The following is an 18,895-nucleotide window of genomic DNA, read 5'->3' as shown; positions in this document are numbered from 1 at the left end:
GAGGTGAATCATATTGAAAAAAATACTCCTGAAAGTCAATGGCACATCACGTCATGTGGTTGCCGACCCGAATTTAACGTTGCTTGACTTCCTGCGCGACGAATTACATTTGACAGGAACGAAGCAATCATGCGACAAGTCAGGGCAATGCGGGGCCTGTACAGTCATCGTCAACGGTAAGGCTGTCAGATCTTGTTTGTTAAAAGTTGAAAAATTGGACAACGCCGAGGTGATCACCGTTGAGGGTTTAGGAACCCCTGAAAATCCTCACCTCATTCAAGAGGCTATGGTTTTATCCGGAGCTATTCAGTGCGGTTATTGCACTCCCGGCATTATTATGGCCACTAAAGCTTTATTAGATGTAAATCTAAATCCCAGTACAGAAGAGATAAAAGATGCCCTGCGTCACAACTTATGTCGCTGTACAGGTTATGTCAAGATCATTGATGCCGTAAAGTTAGCTGGACAGTTTATTCGAAAAGAGCTTTCCCCCGCCGACGTTCGGCCAGATCCCAATGGGCCGAAATACGGTGTTTCGCATCCTCGCCCGTCAGGGCTGGCTAAGGCATGCGGTACGGCACAATTTACGGCCGATATTGTCATTCCTGGTGCACTTGAGCTGGTTGCTGTGCGAAGCCCACACCCTCATGCCCGCATTAAAAAGATAGACTACTCGGCTGCCTGCAGTATGCCTGGGGTTATAGGAGTTATGACGGCAAAGGATATCATGGGCACCAATCGTTTGAAATACACTGTCGCTGACCGTCCCGTTCTCTGCGAAGATAAAGTTCGCTATATCGGCGATCCTGTGGCGGTTGTGGCGGCAGTGACCCGGCAGCAGGCGGTGGAGGCCGCCAGGACGGTAGAAGTGGAATATGAACTGCTTCCCGTGTTGAATTCACCACAAGAAGCAATGGCCGCCGGAGCCATTCAACTGCACGATGACAGACCCAATCTTTGCTTTATTCAACCTCAGATCAAAGGTGACGCGGAAAAAGCTTTGGCTGAATCGACAACGGTCATTGAGGCCCATTTCACCACCCAGATTAACCATCAAGCGCCCCTTGAGCCCGAGGCCTGTGCTGCATACTTGGAAGGCGAGGGTACTGATGCTCAGCTTGTTGTCATTGGACGCAGTATCAGCATTCACAAGCATTTGAGTATGCTCCAAGAGGCCCTTGGCTGGAAAAATATGCGTTATGAAGAAGCCTACACGGGCGGGCAGTTTGGCATAAAATTAGAAGTTACCTCGGAGGGTATTGCTGCCGGCGCCGCTTTATTCTTCAAGCGTCCGGTTCGTTACATCCCAAGTTTAATAGAGTCAATGCTGATGACACCGAAGAGGCATCCTTTCGATATGAAAGTTAAGCTTGGAGCCGATGGTACAGGCCGGATCACTGCTTATAAAATTGATATCGATGTAGACAATGGTGCTTATCACTCAAATGGTGATGTGATTATCAATCGAGCCATGCAAATGCTTTCAGGAGCCTATAACATTCCCAATGTAAGCGCTCTCAGTAGACTGACGTACACTAATAATCCCTGGGGAGCTGCGGCCCGGGGAGCAGGACCGCCGCAAGCTCATTTTGCTCTGGAGTGTGCGGTTAATATGCTGGCGGATAAATTGGGAATAGATCCCTTGACGATGCGGATATTGAACTCTTTGCAGCCAGGCCAATCTAAATCCACCGGCAGTATCGTAGAACAGTGGCCTTTCCCCGAACTCTGTGAAGCTATGCGACCCCACTATGAACGAAGTCTGCTTGAGTCAAGGGAATATAAGAAGGGTATAATCAGGCGTGGTGTTGGGCTGGGTGCCGGTGCCTTCGGCATCGGGGGAGCCGGCGACCAAGCTGTGGTAACGCTGGAACTTGATCCTGACAACGGAGTCACTATCTATGCCGCAGTCGCCGATCCCGGCGAAGGCAACGACTCAATGCTTACGCAGTTAGCTGCTGACGGTTTAGGATTACCTCTGAACAAAGTTCGCCTAGTGACGAAGAATAGCGACTGCGCCGGTGCCACCGGACCTGCTGCGGGAAGCAGAATGACTTACATGGTGGGAGGGGCTTTGGTAGACGCAGTTAAACAGTTAAAACAAGCGATGACTGATTTTGGAGCAGCGACTTACCAGGAACTTATAGAGGCAGGACAATCGGTTCGCTATGTTGGAACCAAGTCCACACAGGAAAAAGGATCGCTGGATTCTAAAACGGGTCAAGGTCCTTCCTTTGAATCTCAGGTTCACGCGTTACAATTAGCTGAAGTTGAGGTTAATCTTGAAACAGGTCATGTTAAGATACTTAAGATGACCACCGCAGTGGACAGCGGCCCCGTAATTAACCCTCAGAGCTATGAAGGACAGCTTGAAGGCGGGGCAGATATGGGTGCTGGATTTGCTCTTCGTGAGCAGTATATTGCAGGTCAGACAAAAGACTGGATAACATTTAAGTTTCCAAGTATAAGGACTTCCTTCCCGATGGAGTCCGTCATCCGGGAGACACCAAGAGTCCATGGTACTGGTAAAGGTTCGACCGGAGTTGGCGAGATGACGATGGTTCCGACTGCTCCTGCAATCATTAGTGCCATTAAGGATGCCATAGGATTATGGATCTGCGACTTGCCTGCAACACCGGATAAGATCAAAGCAGCCTTACAGCAGCATGAATAAATGGACAACTGAGGGAAACAAGAAGTAACTATAGTGTAAGTGAATTAGAAAACGAATATGATCAGTGGTCGGATGAATTGATATAAAATTAGTGTAAAGCGGCTTAAGCATAAAAATGCGGGGCCGCTTTACACTAATTTTATTAAGTTCGGAGTGTCTATCCTATCCTATTATGCGTTCATCGATGTCTCTGGACATTTCCGGTAGCAAGGAGCACTTTCTTTAGACTGTATCAAAATCTGAGGATAATTTTTATGAGATGAAAAATACTAAATATTGTTGCTTGATTAACTTGAGATTAACCTAAGATATTTAATTAATTTGTTCGAAAAGGGGATACTATGAAAGTATATCAAAAAGGGCTAGTGATCGCTGGACTTATAGTTATAGCAGGTTATACATCATTCAGAATCGGATATGCCTGGTTTACTATCCCTTCTTCATGCAACTATTGTCATGAGACAGAACCCTATGTTATATCATGGGAAAAAGCCCCACATAAAGAGATTGATTGCAGGGATTGTCATGAAACAAGAGGGCCTTTCCATCGAATTGATACAATGCTACGAGGTATACGTGATGTAGGTATTCAACTTAAAGGAAATTATTCTTTTTTAATGAAGTCAGTTTACTATGATTCAAATTGCATAAATTGTCATCTAGGAGATTTTAAGCCCGAAACGAAAGCGCCCCATATGCCTAGTAATCATGCTAAGATCATTAAAAATGGTCAAGGGTGTAACAATTGCCACAGGGATACCGGCCATAAGAATGGACTTGGTGTAGACGCAAAGTTTGAGGCATTATCAGAATAGCTGCCCCATTCAAGGGCAGCCTTGTTTTATTCTAGTGTAAATTTCATAAAATGATGATACTTTAAATGAGGTGAAAGCAAAGGTACAAACTATATTAGGGGGTAGAAGTTTCGAGTGTGTGACAAATTACATTAACTGGGGTAATGGTTTTCATAAATTTTGGACCAAAGGATATAGTTGATTGTCTTCGTGATTAAGACGATGTTTTAAGAGCGAGAATATTGAACGTGTTTCATTAATGAACTTGGTAACGTCCTTCTTGATTTGAGTACCGGAGATATAGTTGGCCTTATAGTTTGCAAAAGAATGTGCAATATTCTCCATTTCTTCATTAAACAGATTGGCCGTTCTTTTCAGACGTTCATCGTTTGAAATTTTTAAGGAGGGGTAAAGGTAATCATCTTCCGTCTTGAGATGGATTGACAGCTTTCCGGACAGGGCAGCCATTTTTAGAGAAATATCAAAAGATTTAGCCGCTACGTCCTGAGTTAAGAGAGTTTCGATTTCTTTAATTAACTGAGCTATTTCTCGATGTTGTCTAGTTAGATTGTCGATATTCATCTCTAGTGCACTCCTTTATCTTTGATCTGGAAATAGTTTAATCTATTGCTGTGTATACGGCTGATTTACTTCTGCCCCAAATGAAAGGTGAGTCTATAAAATTGATTTAATGATCTATCTAACCTCTGACTCAATTTTATAACTTCGGGATCCAGAAGATCGCGTTTTTGCTGCACTTCGTTGATTAGTTTCATGCGTAAGTCTTCAATATCAATATTAAGTTTTTCGACTTCTTCGTTTGGATCGAAGCTTAATCCGTACATTTCTTCCGCCTCCATCGTAACTATAACGTATGGAGGAAAAGTCAGATGTGACTCGAATCTCGGAGCTGAGTGTTATTTAGCATAAGTATCCGTGATTCAGATCACTCTATGGGGTTAAAAAGCCCTCCAATTTTTATTGAAGGGTTAGATGATTTCTTCACTCCATCGTTGTCTTTAGAGAGACTCGAACCTCTGTAGTCAACGTTACCTTGTTATATAAGCCTATCTTTTAACCATAAATACTGTAAGTAAGATTCGAGCTGATTGGATGATGTGATTTCTTCCGCAATGAAGTTTGATAATGGCGTGTTTTCTTTTTCAAGTTTTTCCGTAAATTTTAAATAACCTTGATGTGATTTTTCCTCGATGAATTTAAAGGCTTTTATGGCCTCTAATTCATCGGCAATGTTTATTGAAACACCAAACATCTTACCGATAATATCTCCACCTTCAACGATGAGAGAAGGTTTGATTCCAAGATTACGAAGAATCGTCTGAATCCTGTTTACGTGTTCCATTTCCATCTCCATAAAATGTCGGAAAGTCCTTCTGACATCCCTATCGCTATAATTCATAAAGTTTTTATACATCCCAAGGTGACCATGTTCTAATGTTAAAATCTTATTGAGTTCGGTAATTAACTCGGTGGTGTCCATCATTATCCTTCTTCTTTCCTTAATTCAAATAGTTCAGAAACTATTATGCTCAGTTTCTAATTCATAAATTACCCGAAAAAAATGGAACATTACGAGTACTCCAGCATTGACTCTCGCTGCTTAAATACTGAGGAATAAAACTCCGTAACCAAAAACCTATGCTTAAAGTCATAGAATAATTTGATTTAAGTCACAGATTTAAATTGCCGATTTATATACAATTAAATCAGCAGAAGGAAAGATATTTTGAGAAGGAGTCAAGAAGATAAAAACACGGAAATAATATAGGCAGAGTTTAGTAAGAGATAAATTTGTATATGATTAGAGCCTGTCATTGCTAAGAAATAAAAGGAGTGGTAAAAATGCGACCAACCAAAGAACTCGTCATTGAACACGAAGCTGTTCTCACAGTTTTGCAGATTCTTGATGAGATTAGTCTGCGAATTACTGAAGGAAACGATATTAATATTAATGATCTCGAAACTTTGCTCGATGTTATGAAAGTATTCGTAGACCGCTGTCATCACGGTAAGGAAGAGAAAATTTTATTTACGGCCCTGGAATCTGCGGGTATTCCCAGAGAAGGCGGACCTGTTGGCGTAATGCTCTATGAACATGACAACGGACGAAGATATATCAGCGGGATGAGGGAAGCTTTTGAAAGGGTTAAGGAAGGGGATAAACAAGCTTTTAAAACGTTTGCTGCGAACGCATCTGACTATACAGCCCTTATGTATGCGCATATTGATAAGGAAAATAATATTCTTTATCAAATGGCAGAAACGCATCTCTCAGATCCAATGAAAATAAAACTGGCGCAAGATTTTTCAAGTCTTCAAGCTCGGGAGACAGGTAATGGTTCATATGAAAAGTATTTTAAAGTTATCGAACAATTAAAGGCCAATTATCTTAAAGGTTAGCCCTATGAACTTGAAAAAGGCGCTTTAAAGTTCTTAAATAAAAAGTGCTAAATTATATAATTTGGGAGGTGTCGGAGATGACCCAATTTCAAGCAAATCAAAAGATCGGTACGATTGTTTCAGCGTTTCCAGGGGCGGCTGATCTCTTTAAAAAATACAAAATTGACTTTTGTTGTGGCGGAGATCGATTGCTCTTACAGGCTATTCAAGATCAGAATTTAAATGAAATAGAGATTCTAAGTCAACTAAATCAAATGTATGAAGAGGCTCGAAACAAAGAAACTGTAATTAAAGATTGGACGAGGGAACCTTCAGAAGATCTAATCGACCATATTGTTAACACCCATCATGCTTATCTTCAGCTCGAACTTCCTAAAATCAGCGAGTTGACAACAAAAATCTTACGTGTTCATGGAGTAAATCATCCCGAGTTAGTAAAGGTACACAAGTTATTTCATGAACTGAAGACAGAGCTAGATCAGCATTTGATAAAAGAGGAAGTCATCGAGTTTCCTTTAATTAAGGAGTACGTAAGAACGACTAATCCGGAGACTCTTACTAAGGTTATGGAGGCAATCGGTGAATTAGAAACAGAACATGAAGGAGCGGGACGAATTCTTAAAGAATTAAGAAAGATTACCAATGATTATCATGTTCCGGATGATGCCTGCAATTCCTTCGGCTTGACTTACCATAAGTTCCAAGACCTTGAAAGCGATATTTTTCAGCATATTCATCTCGAAAACAACATCCTCTTTCCCCGTTTAGCCAGAAAATAGAACAATTAACTTACCGGAGGCATTTAAGTGCTTCCGGTTTTTTTAGTAATGACTTCTGGTTCATAGGAAGGATAAAGTATTTAAGTTTTGATAAAATTTATAAATCTATTGTCTGAACGCTCGATACGATGCAACTCATTGGAACTCATTGTAGTTCATTTGTAAAAATAATGGAAAGGTCAGAATTAAAATTATTGTAATCTTAGTGTCTAATTATGAAGGGAAATTTTGCGTTCACGTTGAATTTGATAATAGTTATGAAAGGAGGCAATTTCATAGGGTTAGAGAGTTTTCTAACATCCATGCCGATGGAAAGTAAGTTTGTGATTAATGGGAGGAATAGCAATGGCGAAAGAACTAAAAGGTACAAAGACTGAGAAGAATTTACAAGATGCATTTGCTGGAGAATCACAGGCAAGAAATAAATATACCTACTTTGCCTCTGTTGCCAGAAAAGAAGGTTATGAGCAGATTGCAGCGATCTTTGAAGCAACTGCTAATAATGAAAAGGAACATGCCAAACTTTGGTTTAAGGCTTTAGGCCAGTTGGAAGACACTGCTGCTAATTTACTTCATGCTGCCGAAGGCGAAAACTATGAATGGACTAATATGTATGAAGGTTTTGCTAAGGATGCAGAGGAAGAGGGTTTTACTGCTCTTGCTGCACAGTTTAGAATGGTTGCTAAGATTGAGAAATCTCACGAGGAAAGATATCGGGCTCTCCTTAACAATGTAGAAATGAAAAAGGTGTTTGAAAAGGCAGATGAAACAATGTGGGAATGCCGTAACTGCGGACATCTTGTCATGGGTAAAAAAGCACCTGAGGTTTGTCCTGTCTGCGCACATCCACAAAGCTACTTCGAAGTTAGAAAAGAAAATTATTAAGCTTATAATCCATATCCTTTGCGCTGAAGTATTAGCCGAATGTTTATATGACGTAACTATGGAAAAATGCATGGACCATAAAATCCATGCATTTTCTTTGTCGCTAATTTAATTCATCTTTTTGCGGCGAGAAGACTCCCAGCCTCTTTAGTTTGCGAGATGAATCGCCGCTCCTAAAATGTTAAAGAAAACTAGTTCTAAATTTGTACTTGCCGAAAGCCCCTACATCTTAACAAAGTGCAAGTAGGGGAGGTTTATTGAAACCTCACATCGTATAGAGAATTAAGGCAGAGTATTATCTTAAGAAAGAAATCAAAGCGTGATTTTGCTCACGCTCAAGGATATGAATATTAACTATAATAAAAGACAGAAAATTTAAAAAAGTGGAGGGTGTTGTTTGATGCTTATAGGTCAAGCCATGACGACAGCTATGGGTATTTTACCTCATATAAATCTAAAAGATGCTCAAAAGTTAACTCTTAGCTTGGATATTCCATTTTGGCCTCAATTACCTCATTTTCGATTTAGAGAAGACATGTACGCTCAATTTGCCGAACATTTTCCAGGAATGATTGTTGATGAAGCTCAAAAGCGTATTACTTTTTCTCATCAAAGATTTGCCAGTGAAATTGACGAATATCTTGAGAAAAGTGTCTCCCCGGAATATTTTGCGTTGGATGAAGAATCTTCGGCTGCCTTTCATGGATTTTTGGAGGAAGATTTATCAGCATATCCAATGATACACGGGCAGACTGTCGGTCCTATAAGCTTTGGACTCAAAATCTGTGACGAAGAACGTAAGCCTATGATTTACAATGATTTTGTACGAGAAATTTTATATGATTTTTTACAGCGCAAGATAATGTGGCAATATAACCAATTAAAACAAGTTCATCCAAATCCATTTGTTTGGTTGGATGAACCCGGACTTGAAATGATATTCAATTCTCTAAGTGCTTATACTTACGAAATGGCCTCTGCTGAATATAGGTCATTCTTCTCTAAAATACCTGGTCCCAAAGGAGTTCATCTCTGTGGTAATCCAGATTGGGCCTTTCTATTAAATGCTAACCTCGATATATTGTCAGTAGATGCCTTCAGTTGGGGACACATCCTAGTGAGATATATCGATGAGGTTAAGGAGTTTTTACACGGAGGCGGAATCATATCCTGGGGAATCGTTCCCACATTGACTGGCGAATTAAATTCTGAGACCGCGGAAACCCTTCGAAACCGTCTGCTCACATTATGGAAGTTTCTCAATCAACATGGATTGGATGATGATTTAATCTATGAGCGATCCTGGTTAGCTCCTTCCCGTTGCTGTTTAATTAACGCAGATGGAACTGCAAGTATCGAGCACTCTTTTACTTTATTACGAGAGATTTCTGAAAGTCTGAAAACGTATTAATCAACTCATCTCTCTTAATATATTGTTTATTCCCATACCAATGGTGTGGGAATTTTTGTGCCAATCGGCACTGGGATAATTTCTATTGCAATTCTTATCTTAGTCGCTTTGGGGGTTAAGATAATCTCTGTTGGACTGTCAGTTGGGAACTGGCAGTCTGATTTTAATACCAGCCATGTTAAAATTTGAAGACAAGAGAGTTATAATGATAACAATCCGACATTGTCGTATTAGAATTTCCAACAAGAGAACAATGCAATTCGGTCTATCATTAGATGGATGGTCAGATGCTGAAGAGGAGGAACTATGTTAAGTAAGTTTTATATGCCAACAAAAGTCATCATGGGAGAGGACTGTATCATTAAAAATTGTGAACTATTGACCACCCTGGGAAGGAAAGCTTTAATTGTAACCGGGGCGAAATCATCAAAAATGAACGGTTCCGAAAACGACGTAAAAATAGCTTTAGAATCCATAGGTATCCAATATGAGGTTTTCGACAAGGTTATGAGCAATCCAACGATTGACTGTGTTTATGAGGGTGCCTCAATGGCTAAAGGAACGTCTGCCGATTTTATTATTGCCATAGGCGGGGGTTCTCCTATGGATGCAGGCAAAGCGATAGCCCTCTTAGCAGCTCAGGATATTGGGCAAGAGAATTTATTTTCAGGTCAATATGAAAATAAGGTTTTACCTATGGCTCTTGTGCCTACAACAGCAGGAACAGGGTCAGAAGTAACTCCGTATTCTATTTTAACCAATCATAAAGCCCAGACAAAAACAAGTATTGCTTCGGATTTGCTTTTTCCAACCTTTGCTTTTCTCGATGCCAAATACACTGAATCTTTAGGATTAATGACAACCATTAATACAGCAATTGACGCCTTGTCTCATGCAATTGAAGGTATGTTATCCGTGAAAGCAACAACAGTATCTGATGCATTAGCCAGCGAGAGCATCAGGTTGATCATGAATTGTATTCCCGACATGATCCAGGGAGCAGAGATAAAGAACCCATTGGATTTAAAACAGCGGGAGCTATTGCTTCAGGCTTCCTGTATAGCTGGGATGGTAATTGCCCAAACCGGTACCACAGCAGTGCACGCTATGGGCTATCCCCTGACGTACTTTAAGGATATTGATCATGGACGAGCCAACGGACTGCTTTTAGGAGAATATCTTAAACTAGTGGAAAAGGAAGAGCCGAATTTAAGCACAAGAATCTTGAAAGTCATGAATGTCAGTGAAACTGAGGAATTTAAGGAACTGCTCAATAGACTATTGGGGCCAAGGGAAGAGATCAGCAGCGAAGAGATTTTTCAATACAGTGCGAGAGCCAGCAAAACCAAAAACATGAATAATTGTGTCGTCAAACCAACAGAAGATGATATAAAAACTATGTATACAAAATCCTTGACCAATTAATAAATGTAAAGATGCTCAATTGGCTAATGAAGATATACTAAGGATATCCACTAGATGACAGAAGTTTAATGGATATCCTTTTAATATAGATGGAATAATAAAATATACAAAAGCAATCGGAAGTAAACTGCTCTTAAGGGCGGAGATAAAGGGGTACTTAGCATGACAGACAACAGCTTTATTCAGAAGGTTCAAGACAGTTATTTTAAATCGTTAACGATAGACCTGGAAGACTTGAAAAAGATGCTGAAAGAAGTCATGCCTGTGGAAGGTTATGTGGATTTTGAAATGTTCAAAAAGGATGGGGGCATGACCTTTGTTCTTAAGGACTATTATAATGAAGATAAGTGGGATGCTGCAGACTTACTTTGTAAGTTAACGATCAATTCCAATGATATTATTCAAGTTGTAGAACACGATATCCCCCCGTTCATTAACGATAAGAATCAAAAAATTATTCTATTTCTCTCAAGTCTCGTTGGGAAGAAGTTAAATTATAAAGTGAAAGAGGATGATATCGTCGATCCCCTTGAACCAGTAGTTGAATATTTGTATGACGAGATACAGGGATTATAGATATAGATTATATAAGATCAAATTTTTGCAATCCTTTCTATACATCCCAAAAAACAGGGACTGCTTATTTGCAGTCCTGAATTTCTATATTTTAACTAAAGAAGTATAGAAATACTCTTCTTTAGCGGATTACCAAGTTCTAATTCTTTCACCGGGGTATATTAGATTCGGATTGCGACGAAGCTTGGGATTTAAACGTAAAAGGTGATGGACACTTGTTCCTCTACGCTTGGCAATCTTATGCAGGGTTTCACCGTGACGTACAACATGATGATTATGCATCTTTATTCCTCCTTTACCATTCTAAACCACTATATGAAAGGACAAAAATCCAATGTGCCAGTACGTTTTTGATAATTGAGAAAAAAATTGGACATTATTAATTACTTAGAAGCAAAGCAACTTGAAGTTTGAATAGTAATGAGTCAAATTGCAGAACAATATCCGAATTTGAGATGCTTCATAATGAAGAGATTAACATACTCACGATTTATGATATACTATGGAAAGTTATAAACTTAATGGAGGTTAATATGAATCAAGGACAGGAACAATTTTTAAGTTTTATTTTAGAAAGAGTAAAAGATGATAAGGTTGAGGAAGCCAAAGTATTACTTCTGGAAAACTTTAAAAAGCTGTCAGAAGGCAAATTTACACAGGACGACATTATGCAGTTTATTCCTAAAATGATTGCCTTACTGAAACCGGAAAAATTGGAGGAAGTGCAAACAGCTGTAATGCAGTTTGCTGAGAATTTTAGCGATTTGCTGCCTAAACTTGGATAACTCCCAAAAGACTACTGGTTTCATTTTTACCTTATTGTTTAAAAGGTAAAAAAACGTTTTTATTTATGTAACTTAAACGATAATATTATCTCGTCTTGCTTTAAGGTACATTATCAGTTATCATAGAAAATGAGTTAGGTGATCAATGAAACCTAATTTGCGATGGGGCTCGCTATTGCATAACGCTGATGGCTCCTACTGATACTATTTTCAGTAGGAGTCTTTTATTTTTTTCAGGAAGGAGCAAAACTGTTGAGTATTATTGTCATTGCTTTAGGAGGCGCTCTTGGCGCGCTGTCACGCTATGGTCTTGGATTGTGGGTATCTAGCAAATGGGGTCAAGGTTTTCCATTAGGAACTTTTCTAATTAACATAACGGGTGCTTTCTTATTAGGATTTCTGAATATATTATTTATTGAAAGATTAACATTAAGCTCTTTATGGCGTCTAGGCATCGGTGTGGGCTTTCTGGGAGCTTACACAACCTTTTCAACGTTTAGCTATGAAGCGATTATGTTACTGGAAGGAGGCAGTATACTTACAGCGGGACTTTATACCGTTTTAACAGTTATTATTGGATTTGCCGCAGCTGCATTGGGAGTTGGACTGGCTCGAATTTTATAATTCAGATATCGTATCAATATGATAATGTGATTTTTTAAAGGAGGGATGGTCTTATCATGTTAGGTAAAGCGAAATTATTGAAAGTTTATATGGGAGAAAGTGAACGATATAAAAATAAACCGTTGTACCAATATTTGGTTCATTGGCTTAAAGGAAAAGGGATCGGAGGTGTCACGGTCAGCCGCGGAATCGAAGGTTATGGGCAGGATAAAGTACTACATACTGCTCGCCTCTTAGAGCTATCTTCGGATTTGCCCATGATCTTGGAAATCGTGGATGTAGCCGAGAAAATCGATCCTCTTATAGAGGAGATTTGTGCGATGGTACCCAAAGGGTTAGTTTTTACAACTGAAGTCCAAGTTCACAGACATGGAAAAGACCATTTATAAGTATTACTTTAAAAGTCCTAATTTGTGTTTTCTGGATATTGTTTACCTTATCTTCGGGAGTCAAGTAGATTCCCAGGACATTGACTTTTGGCGGTGAAGCTGTGTTTAATATTGTTGTTCTTGGAATCGTAAGCTTATTAACCGATATAAGCTCTGAAATGGTCTATCCCCTGCTCCCGATCTTTTTGACGATGAGTTTAGGAGCAAGTCCTGCCATAGTTGGTGTCATTGAGGGAATCGCAGAGAGCATTGCGAGTCTGCTCAAAGTTTTTTCCGGATATTGGGGAGATAAAACTAAAAAGAAAAAAGAACTGGCCATTACAGGCTACAGCAGTTCCTTTTTAGGGAAAATTATCCTGGTCTTGGCGGGGACTTGGAGCGGCGTTTTGGTTTCAAGAATTTTGGATCGGCTAGGTAAGGGCATCCGTACCGCTCCCCGTGATTCCCTAATTGCAGATTCAGCCCAGGAGAAGTCCTATGGAAAAGCCTTTGGCTTACATCGAGCAATGGATACTTTTGGGGCCGTCATAGGAGTGTTAATTGCCTATTTCCTTCTCCTTGCTAATACTACAAATTTCAAACGCATTTTCTTATTTTCGGGGATACCGGCTCTCCTAGGAGTGATCGTCCTTTTCTTTGTCCGTCAACCTCGTGAAATAAATGTAGGTAAGAAAAAGTTGTCCTTTGCCTGGTCTTCTTTGGATAAAAAACTCAAAGCTTTCTTGATACTAGCATTTATCTTTAACCTTGGGAATTCATCGAATCAATTTCTGTTGCTTAGAGCCAATAAGCTTGGCGCATCTGCTCCCTTGGTGGTTTTACTTTACTTAGTTTATAACATAAGTTATGGAATTTTATCATATCCTATGGCCAGTTTATCCGATCGCATAGGACGTAAGCGTATTTTGGTAACAGGTTATTTCATTTATGCATTCGTCTATCTTGGTTTTGCCCTTGTTACGAAACTCTCCGGCCTTTGGACGTTATTTGCATTTTATGGCTTGTATATCGCTTTTACAGAAGGTGTCGAAAAGGCACTGTTGGCTGAGATTGCTCCAACGCATTTGCGAGGAACAGTCATAGGGTTACATGCAACTCTAGTCGGGTTAGCGCTGTTGCCTGCATCGTTGATAGCGGGTTTGTTATGGGATTTTTTTGGTGCCGCCGTACCTTTCTATTTTGGAGCGAGCATGGGGTTATTATCAGCCATTGGGTTAGCTCTAATTCTGAATGAAAAGGCTTCTCTCTAAGGTCTAGCCATGTTAAAAGCCGCCCCACAGCAAGGCCGCTTTTAGCCTTTTTCATGTGTTTATTTTTCTATATCTTTGCGATTTCCTCTGAAATTAGAATACAATAAAGTTTATCATATTTTATCAGCTTCGGTTCAAGAAAATATTAAGATTGAATTAACTTATTGTAGTTGCAAGATAGAGAATACAAGTATAAATTATAAGGAAGAATAGCAAATGCGTTGGATATTTGAGGTGTGATTATGGTTGCTGAGAATCGCTTTAGTAAGAATATGTTAGCGAGCGAAAATACTTTTAGAGGAAAGGAAAATGACAGTCCTGTCTGCGAGTCTATCTGCATACATCCTGAGATAATTAATCACTTTGACAACAAATTGATTCTTAGCGAACAAGCGGAGGATCTAGCGGAATTGTTCAAAACATTAGCAGATCCAACACGGGTTAGAATAATTGACGCTCTCGCCAAAACCGAACTATGTGTATGTGATTTAGCCGAGCTCTTAAACTTAAGCCAATCGGCGACGTCCCATCAATTACGTGTACTAAGAAGCAATAAGTTGGTTAAGTTCCGTCGTGAAGGGAAAATGGTTTATTATTCCCTTGATGATGATCATGTCTTAGGTTTATATTCTCAAGGGTTAGAACATATTAACGAACACCATTATTAAAACAAGAATGAACAATTTGTAAAAAATTTCTATCACGTACAATAGGTTTTCATATTGATTAAAGGTTAGTAAGCTGTTATTCTACATATGAACATGTAATCATATGAAAATATATCCGTAGATAAAGATATTGTAAATTTATCCGGAGGAAAAAAGAGTGGAGAAAGACAAATTTGGAGCTGTTAATAACCTAAAGCATAAAGAGAAACAATGTCTCGAAGATCAGGAAGGCTATGGAGAACGTCTGAAATATCGAATTGAAGGGGACTTTTGCCCTAATTGTTCGGCCAAGATGGAAAGAGCTTTAAGTACTACCCCCGGTATTGGAGAGACAGCGATTAACTATGCAACGAAAACCGTCTATTTACCTCCTTCTATGTCAAACCAGGCTCAGAGAATTATGGAAACGATTGAACCAGGTGTTAAACTGGTCTTAGCTGAACCTAAAAAGTCGGCCGTGAGCGCTAAATCTTTAGCAGGACGAGTTAAATGCCGAATCGAAGGTGAATTTTGTCCAAGTTGTTCCGCGAAAATGGAGCGATCATTAAGTTCCACTCCGGGGTTTGGAGAAACGACGATTAATTATGCGGCGAAAACTGTACTTCTGCCACCTGAAATGATCCAAGAAGCCCAACGAATTATGGAAAATATTGAACATGGGGTAAAGTTGGTGGCTGTGGAAAACCCAAAAGACCAGAACAGCAACCAGAAAAGCGAAGGGTCTACGGTTGGTGGTAAGCTAATGAGGATTATCGTTGCTGGAATTCTGCTGGCTATCGGATTGATTTATAGCTCTCAATGGCATGATACCTCATGGGAATTTATTGAATACGCAGTTTTTTTGTCAGCGTATGGATTGGTTGGTTATGACGTGTTGAGGACGGCCTTTAGAAATATTTTAAGAGGTTCGGTCTTCGACGAAAACTTTCTAATGGTTTTAGCAACCATTGGTGCAATTTCGATTCACCAGTTATCAGAAGCCGTTGGGGTAATGCTGTTTTATTCAGTTGGTGAATATATCCAGGCAAGAGCCGTTGACCGTTCTCGCCAATCAATTGAGGCTCTTATGGATATTAGACCCGATTATGCGAACATAATTAACCAGTTGGACGTAGTCAAAGTCGACCCGGAGGATGTGCAAATCGGTCAATGCATCTTGATACGCCCCGGTGAAAAGGTTCCGCTGGACGGAGAAGTCCTCAATGGCAATTCATTTCTTGATACTTCAGCTCTGACAGGAGAATCAGTACCTCGGCGAGTTGGAACAGGAGATACCGTTTTAGCGGGGACAATCAATCAATCGGGTGTTCTTACTGTGCGTGTGACCCGTGAATTTGCCGATTCATCAGTACAAAAGATTTTGGATTTGGTTGAAAATGCCGGTGCCCGCAAAGCCAACACTGAAAAGTTCATTACGACTTTTGCCAGATATTATACTCCTTTGGTAGTAATCGTTGCGTTAGTGATTGCGTTCTTACCTCCGTTGATATTTGATGGTTCCTTAAACCAATGGCTGTATCGTGCTTTAACTATTTTGGTAATTTCTTGTCCCTGTGCTCTGGTAGTTTCAATTCCTTTAGGGTATTTCGGAGGAATCGGAGGTGCTTCAAAGCAAGGAATTTTAGTTAAAGGGGCGAATTTTTTGGAAGCATTGACCAAAGTCCGCACTGTGGTTTTTGATAAAACGGGCACCTTGACTCAAGGGGTATTTGAAGTTGTGCAAATAAATCCAGCCCATGGTTTTAGCGAGAACGAACTTCTCGAAATTGCTGCAACCGCCGAAGTTCACTCCTGTCATCCAATCGCCCAATCAATTCGTGATAAGTATGGAAAGAACGTTGACTCATCAATAATTCGGGATTACCAAGAAATAGGCGGCAAAGGAATTCAAGTGAACCTGAGCGGAGAAACAGTATTAGTTGGTAAGGCTGCATTACTGGAAGAGGAAGGTATAGAAATAATAGATGAGCCTGGAGATAGAACAGGTACAACAGTTTACCTTGCAGTTAACGACAGATATGCAGGATATATATTGATTTCAGATAAACTTAAAGCCGGTGCTTTTGCAGCGGTACAAACGTTGAATAAGTTGGGGGTTAAAACCGTAATGTTAACCGGTGACCACGAATCCGTAGCAAAATCCGTCTCTGAAGAGTTAGGTATTGCGGAGTTTCACGCTGACTTGCTGCCGGAAGACAAAGTAGCTTGGCTTGAGAAGCTAATCGAGGAATCGAAGAGACATGATAAAGGAAAAGTGGCCTTCGTAGGTGACGGTATAAACGATGCACCTGTCTTGACCCAAGCCGATATAGGAGTGGCTATGGGCGGTTTAGGTTCCGATGCAGCGATTGAAGCTGCTGATGTGGTCATTATGGAGGATCAACCCGAAAAACTGCTAAGTGCTATCAGTATTGCACGCTATACGAAAGTGATTATCTGGGAAAATATAATTTTTGCAATGGCGATCAAACTTGGATTTATAGTCCTAGGTGCTTTTGGAGCGGCTAATATGTGGGAGGCTGTATTTGCCGATGTTGGTGTTGCTTTACTTGCTATACTCAATGCAACTAGGGTTAGAAATTATCTGACCAATCATACGGATAAGACAAAGAGAAAGCAATATACTGAATTTAGTGGAAACTCAGCCAAGTAAGTGGGGATGGTTAATAATATTTAAATTGGAAACGTAACGAAACAATAGTTTTGTTGCGTTTTTTTATTCATGAGAAATTCACAACTTTTTCATAAGATAATCCAAAGTAAAGGTTACACTATGAACATAGGGAGACCTTCGAAGTGTAAGTCGCCCCCCGATCCTGTGACGGGATCTACTAGGGTAAATAATAGTGAAGGAGGAATTTATATGATGTATGGTTGGGGCAATATGATGGGAGGATGGGGAAATGGCGGTTATGGATTTGGTGGATATAGCTGGATAAGTATGATAATGATGATGGCGATGATGATAATTCCGCTCATCAGTGGAATTTGGATTATTCTTTATTTGTTTCGGCGAAAACCTTTAAATAATTTCGAAAACCAAAATACTGCTTTGAATATTCTTCGTGAACGTTATGCTCGTGGTGAAATCGATTCAGTAGAATTTCAAAGCAAGAAACGTGATTTGGAGGGAAAGTAAAGCATAAGTATAAGTATATGTATAAGTCCAAAGTAGGGCAGTACTCCATAGGAGAAACTGTCCTATTATTATTTCTTATAATGTTTGAGTTATTTGAGAAAATGATCTGTTGGATAGGATAATCCAAACCTTAAATCAGAAATCCTCTCAATCTTTATAATGGGAGATGAGGGGGATTTCTTTTAATTCAAAGCATAATAGTTCCTAACTGAGACGAATAGAGCGCTGGATATAGGGCAAACTCTATAAGTAATCTATCCTTGCCATTTTCGCCAGAGGGGTGAAAGAAGGGCTAATTCGTGCTATAACCGTGCCTTCGTTAGCGCTGGCTAAGTTTTTCAGGAAGGTTCTAAAAGAAAGTGAATATCAGTAAAAAACCTCAGGAAGTAGATGGGTAAGATTATATAGTCGAGTTCTTGAAAAGGAGTAATGAGTATGATTTATAACAAGAAAATATACTTAGGAATATTGATATTTATAATCATACTCATTTCGCCATTTCTTGCTAGTTTAGGAAAGGTAAATGCTGCGCCTGCTCCATCGCTTGATACTCCGGTCATTAACGCAATGACCGTTAAGCAATGCGTTGAGCCAACTAAATATATGAAAGCTAATCACATGGAATTATTGTACCAATGGCGAGATGAGGTAGTTCGTAAGGGAAACACTATCTATGTTAACAGTCGTGGCCAGAAATATACGATCAGCCTTGAAAAAACCTGTCTGAAGTGTCATTCCAATGAAGAGCAGTTTTGTCAGAGATGTCATACATATGCTGGAGTGAGTCTTTATTGTTGGGAATGTCATCAAAAATAAGATATGTTAAATAGTTTTGTATAATAATGAAATTATTTATTCTAATCTAGATTATCTATTTTAACCAGAGAAGTAACGATAGATCTAATTAGCAGCAGTTACTTCTCTGGTTATATTTTTCAAAGTGAAATAACTTTATGATTAACTATAAATGAATAAGCGCGAGATCCCAGATTGTTATCTAATATGAAATCTATCTTTGAAACATCGGAGTATGTATTAGCCTATCCTGAGCACTTCAATTGTTCAGATCAGCCTA

The 18,895-nt window shown here is 39.6% G+C and carries 20 protein-coding genes; 16 read left to right on the top strand and 4 right to left on the bottom strand.

Going from position 1 to position 18,895, the window contains the following annotated elements; all coding sequences use genetic code 11:
• The first annotated feature begins 13 nt into the window (after window positions 1–13).
• A complete protein-coding gene (locus DESACI_RS12750) occupies window positions 14–2,674 on the top strand; it encodes a molybdopterin-dependent oxidoreductase (RefSeq protein ID WP_014827605.1) in 2,661 nt (886 codons plus the stop codon).
• Window positions 2,675–3,015: 341 nt separating this feature from the next.
• Window positions 3,016–3,489 (top strand): NapC/NirT family cytochrome c, encoded by a 474-nt coding sequence (locus DESACI_RS12745; RefSeq protein WP_014827604.1) that lies wholly within the window; start codon window positions 3,016–3,018, stop codon window positions 3,487–3,489.
• 150 nt (window positions 3,490–3,639) lie between these two features.
• On the opposite strand, the gene DESACI_RS12740 is transcribed toward DESACI_RS12745, so the two are convergent.
• From DESACI_RS12740 to DESACI_RS12730, 3 genes are all read right to left on the bottom strand, one after another.
• On the bottom strand, window positions 3,640–4,050 hold the full coding sequence (locus tag DESACI_RS12740; RefSeq protein ID WP_014827603.1) for a hemerythrin domain-containing protein: 411 nt from the start codon (window positions 4,048–4,050) through the stop codon (window positions 3,640–3,642).
• 65 nt (window positions 4,051–4,115) lie between these two features.
• The gene (locus DESACI_RS12735; protein WP_014827602.1) at window positions 4,116–4,313 is read right to left on the bottom strand and encodes an aspartyl-phosphate phosphatase Spo0E family protein; all 198 of its coding nucleotides are present in this window, start codon (window positions 4,311–4,313) and stop codon (window positions 4,116–4,118) included.
• Window positions 4,314–4,525: 212 nt separating this feature from the next.
• Window positions 4,526–4,972: a ferritin-like domain-containing protein gene (locus tag DESACI_RS12730; RefSeq protein ID WP_242833050.1), complete on the bottom strand. Its 447-nt coding sequence runs from the start codon at window positions 4,970–4,972 to the stop codon at window positions 4,526–4,528.
• Window positions 4,973–5,331: 359 nt separating this feature from the next.
• On the opposite strand from DESACI_RS12730, the gene DESACI_RS12725 reads away from it, so the two are divergent.
• The 6 genes from DESACI_RS12725 (at window position 5,332) to DESACI_RS12700 (ending at window position 10,965) form a co-directional block, all read left to right on the top strand.
• Window positions 5,332–5,889 (top strand): hemerythrin domain-containing protein, encoded by a 558-nt coding sequence (locus DESACI_RS12725; protein WP_014827600.1) that lies wholly within the window; start codon window positions 5,332–5,334, stop codon window positions 5,887–5,889.
• A 77-nt stretch (window positions 5,890–5,966) separates the two neighbouring features.
• Window positions 5,967–6,668, top strand: a complete 702-nt coding sequence (ric, locus tag DESACI_RS12720; RefSeq protein WP_014827599.1) for an iron-sulfur cluster repair di-iron protein — start codon at window positions 5,967–5,969, stop codon at window positions 6,666–6,668.
• Window positions 6,669–7,013: 345 nt separating this feature from the next.
• Window positions 7,014–7,553, top strand: a complete 540-nt coding sequence (gene rbr / locus DESACI_RS12715; RefSeq protein WP_014827598.1) for a rubrerythrin — start codon at window positions 7,014–7,016, stop codon at window positions 7,551–7,553.
• Window positions 7,554–7,953: 400 nt separating this feature from the next.
• On the top strand, window positions 7,954–8,964 hold the full coding sequence (locus DESACI_RS12710) for a uroporphyrinogen decarboxylase/cobalamine-independent methonine synthase family protein (protein ID WP_014827597.1): 1,011 nt from the start codon (window positions 7,954–7,956) through the stop codon (window positions 8,962–8,964).
• 306 nt (window positions 8,965–9,270) lie between these two features.
• Window positions 9,271–10,389, top strand: coding sequence for an iron-containing alcohol dehydrogenase family protein (locus DESACI_RS12705; protein ID WP_014827596.1), 1,119 nt, complete (start codon window positions 9,271–9,273; stop codon window positions 10,387–10,389).
• 162 nt (window positions 10,390–10,551) lie between these two features.
• Window positions 10,552–10,965: a hypothetical protein gene (locus tag DESACI_RS12700; protein ID WP_014827595.1), complete on the top strand. Its 414-nt coding sequence runs from the start codon at window positions 10,552–10,554 to the stop codon at window positions 10,963–10,965.
• Between the two features lie 129 nt (window positions 10,966–11,094).
• On the opposite strand, the gene DESACI_RS12695 is transcribed toward DESACI_RS12700, so the two are convergent.
• Window positions 11,095–11,247 carry a LysM peptidoglycan-binding domain-containing protein gene (locus tag DESACI_RS12695; protein ID WP_041276080.1) on the bottom strand — a complete coding sequence of 51 codons (153 nt, stop codon included), beginning with the start codon at window positions 11,245–11,247 and terminating at the stop codon, window positions 11,095–11,097.
• Between the two features lie 251 nt (window positions 11,248–11,498).
• On the opposite strand from DESACI_RS12695, the gene DESACI_RS12690 reads away from it, so the two are divergent.
• The 8 genes from DESACI_RS12690 to dsrJ all read left to right on the top strand — a co-directional run bounded on the left by DESACI_RS12690 (window position 11,499) and on the right by dsrJ (window position 18,636).
• Window positions 11,499–11,750: a hypothetical protein gene (locus tag DESACI_RS12690; RefSeq protein WP_014827594.1), complete on the top strand. Its 252-nt coding sequence runs from the start codon at window positions 11,499–11,501 to the stop codon at window positions 11,748–11,750.
• 252 nt (window positions 11,751–12,002) lie between these two features.
• Window positions 12,003–12,374, top strand: coding sequence for a fluoride efflux transporter CrcB (crcB, locus tag DESACI_RS12685; protein ID WP_014827593.1), 372 nt, complete (start codon window positions 12,003–12,005; stop codon window positions 12,372–12,374).
• A 56-nt stretch (window positions 12,375–12,430) separates the two neighbouring features.
• On the top strand, window positions 12,431–12,763 hold the full coding sequence (locus DESACI_RS12680; RefSeq protein WP_014827592.1) for a DUF190 domain-containing protein: 333 nt from the start codon (window positions 12,431–12,433) through the stop codon (window positions 12,761–12,763).
• A gap of 101 nt (window positions 12,764–12,864) precedes the next feature.
• Complete coding sequence (locus DESACI_RS12675; RefSeq protein ID WP_014827591.1) at window positions 12,865–14,013, top strand: MFS transporter; 1,149 nt, start codon at window positions 12,865–12,867, stop codon at window positions 14,011–14,013.
• A gap of 242 nt (window positions 14,014–14,255) precedes the next feature.
• Window positions 14,256–14,681 (top strand): ArsR/SmtB family transcription factor, encoded by a 426-nt coding sequence (locus DESACI_RS12670; protein WP_014827590.1) that lies wholly within the window; start codon window positions 14,256–14,258, stop codon window positions 14,679–14,681.
• 292 nt (window positions 14,682–14,973) lie between these two features.
• Window positions 14,974–17,334 carry a heavy metal translocating P-type ATPase gene (locus tag DESACI_RS12665; RefSeq protein WP_148271406.1) on the top strand — a complete coding sequence of 787 codons (2,361 nt, stop codon included), beginning with the start codon at window positions 14,974–14,976 and terminating at the stop codon, window positions 17,332–17,334.
• Between the two features lie 210 nt (window positions 17,335–17,544).
• Window positions 17,545–17,820 carry an SHOCT domain-containing protein gene (locus DESACI_RS12660; protein ID WP_014827588.1) on the top strand — a complete coding sequence of 92 codons (276 nt, stop codon included), beginning with the start codon at window positions 17,545–17,547 and terminating at the stop codon, window positions 17,818–17,820.
• A 435-nt stretch (window positions 17,821–18,255) separates the two neighbouring features.
• Window positions 18,256–18,636: a sulfate reduction electron transfer complex DsrMKJOP subunit DsrJ gene (dsrJ, locus tag DESACI_RS12655; protein WP_014827587.1), complete on the top strand. Its 381-nt coding sequence runs from the start codon at window positions 18,256–18,258 to the stop codon at window positions 18,634–18,636.
• Window positions 18,637–18,895: the final 259 nt, after the last annotated feature.

The organism is Desulfosporosinus acidiphilus SJ4 (assembly GCF_000255115.2).
Taxonomy (GTDB): Bacteria; Bacillota; Desulfitobacteriia; order Desulfitobacteriales; family Desulfitobacteriaceae; genus Desulfosporosinus; species Desulfosporosinus acidiphilus.
This window is presented reverse-complemented; position numbering and strand designations above follow the sequence as displayed.

Coding starts and splice junctions, on each gene's coding strand:
- DESACI_RS12745 (WP_014827604.1), top strand. CDS start 3,016: ATGAAAGTATATCAAAAAGGGCTAGTGATCGCTGGACTTATAGTTATA.
- DESACI_RS12740 (WP_014827603.1), bottom strand. CDS start 4,050: ATGAATATCGACAATCTAACTAGACAACATCGAGAAATAGCTCAGTTA.
- DESACI_RS12735 (WP_014827602.1), bottom strand. CDS start 4,313: ATGTACGGATTAAGCTTCGATCCAAACGAAGAAGTCGAAAAACTTAAT.
- DESACI_RS12730 (WP_242833050.1), bottom strand. CDS start 4,972: ATGATGGACACCACCGAGTTAATTACCGAACTCAATAAGATTTTAACA.
- DESACI_RS12725 (WP_014827600.1), top strand. CDS start 5,332: ATGCGACCAACCAAAGAACTCGTCATTGAACACGAAGCTGTTCTCACA.
- ric (WP_014827599.1), top strand. CDS start 5,967: ATGACCCAATTTCAAGCAAATCAAAAGATCGGTACGATTGTTTCAGCG.
- rbr (WP_014827598.1), top strand. CDS start 7,014: ATGGCGAAAGAACTAAAAGGTACAAAGACTGAGAAGAATTTACAAGAT.
- DESACI_RS12710 (WP_014827597.1), top strand. CDS start 7,954: ATGCTTATAGGTCAAGCCATGACGACAGCTATGGGTATTTTACCTCAT.
- DESACI_RS12705 (WP_014827596.1), top strand. CDS start 9,271: ATGTTAAGTAAGTTTTATATGCCAACAAAAGTCATCATGGGAGAGGAC.
- DESACI_RS12700 (WP_014827595.1), top strand. CDS start 10,552: ATGACAGACAACAGCTTTATTCAGAAGGTTCAAGACAGTTATTTTAAA.
- DESACI_RS12695 (WP_041276080.1), bottom strand. CDS start 11,247: ATGCATAATCATCATGTTGTACGTCACGGTGAAACCCTGCATAAGATT.
- DESACI_RS12690 (WP_014827594.1), top strand. CDS start 11,499: ATGAATCAAGGACAGGAACAATTTTTAAGTTTTATTTTAGAAAGAGTA.
- DESACI_RS12680 (WP_014827592.1), top strand. CDS start 12,431: ATGTTAGGTAAAGCGAAATTATTGAAAGTTTATATGGGAGAAAGTGAA.
- DESACI_RS12670 (WP_014827590.1), top strand. CDS start 14,256: ATGGTTGCTGAGAATCGCTTTAGTAAGAATATGTTAGCGAGCGAAAAT.
- DESACI_RS12665 (WP_148271406.1), top strand. CDS start 14,974: ATGGAAAGAGCTTTAAGTACTACCCCCGGTATTGGAGAGACAGCGATT.
- DESACI_RS12660 (WP_014827588.1), top strand. CDS start 17,545: ATGATGTATGGTTGGGGCAATATGATGGGAGGATGGGGAAATGGCGGT.
- dsrJ (WP_014827587.1), top strand. CDS start 18,256: ATGATTTATAACAAGAAAATATACTTAGGAATATTGATATTTATAATC.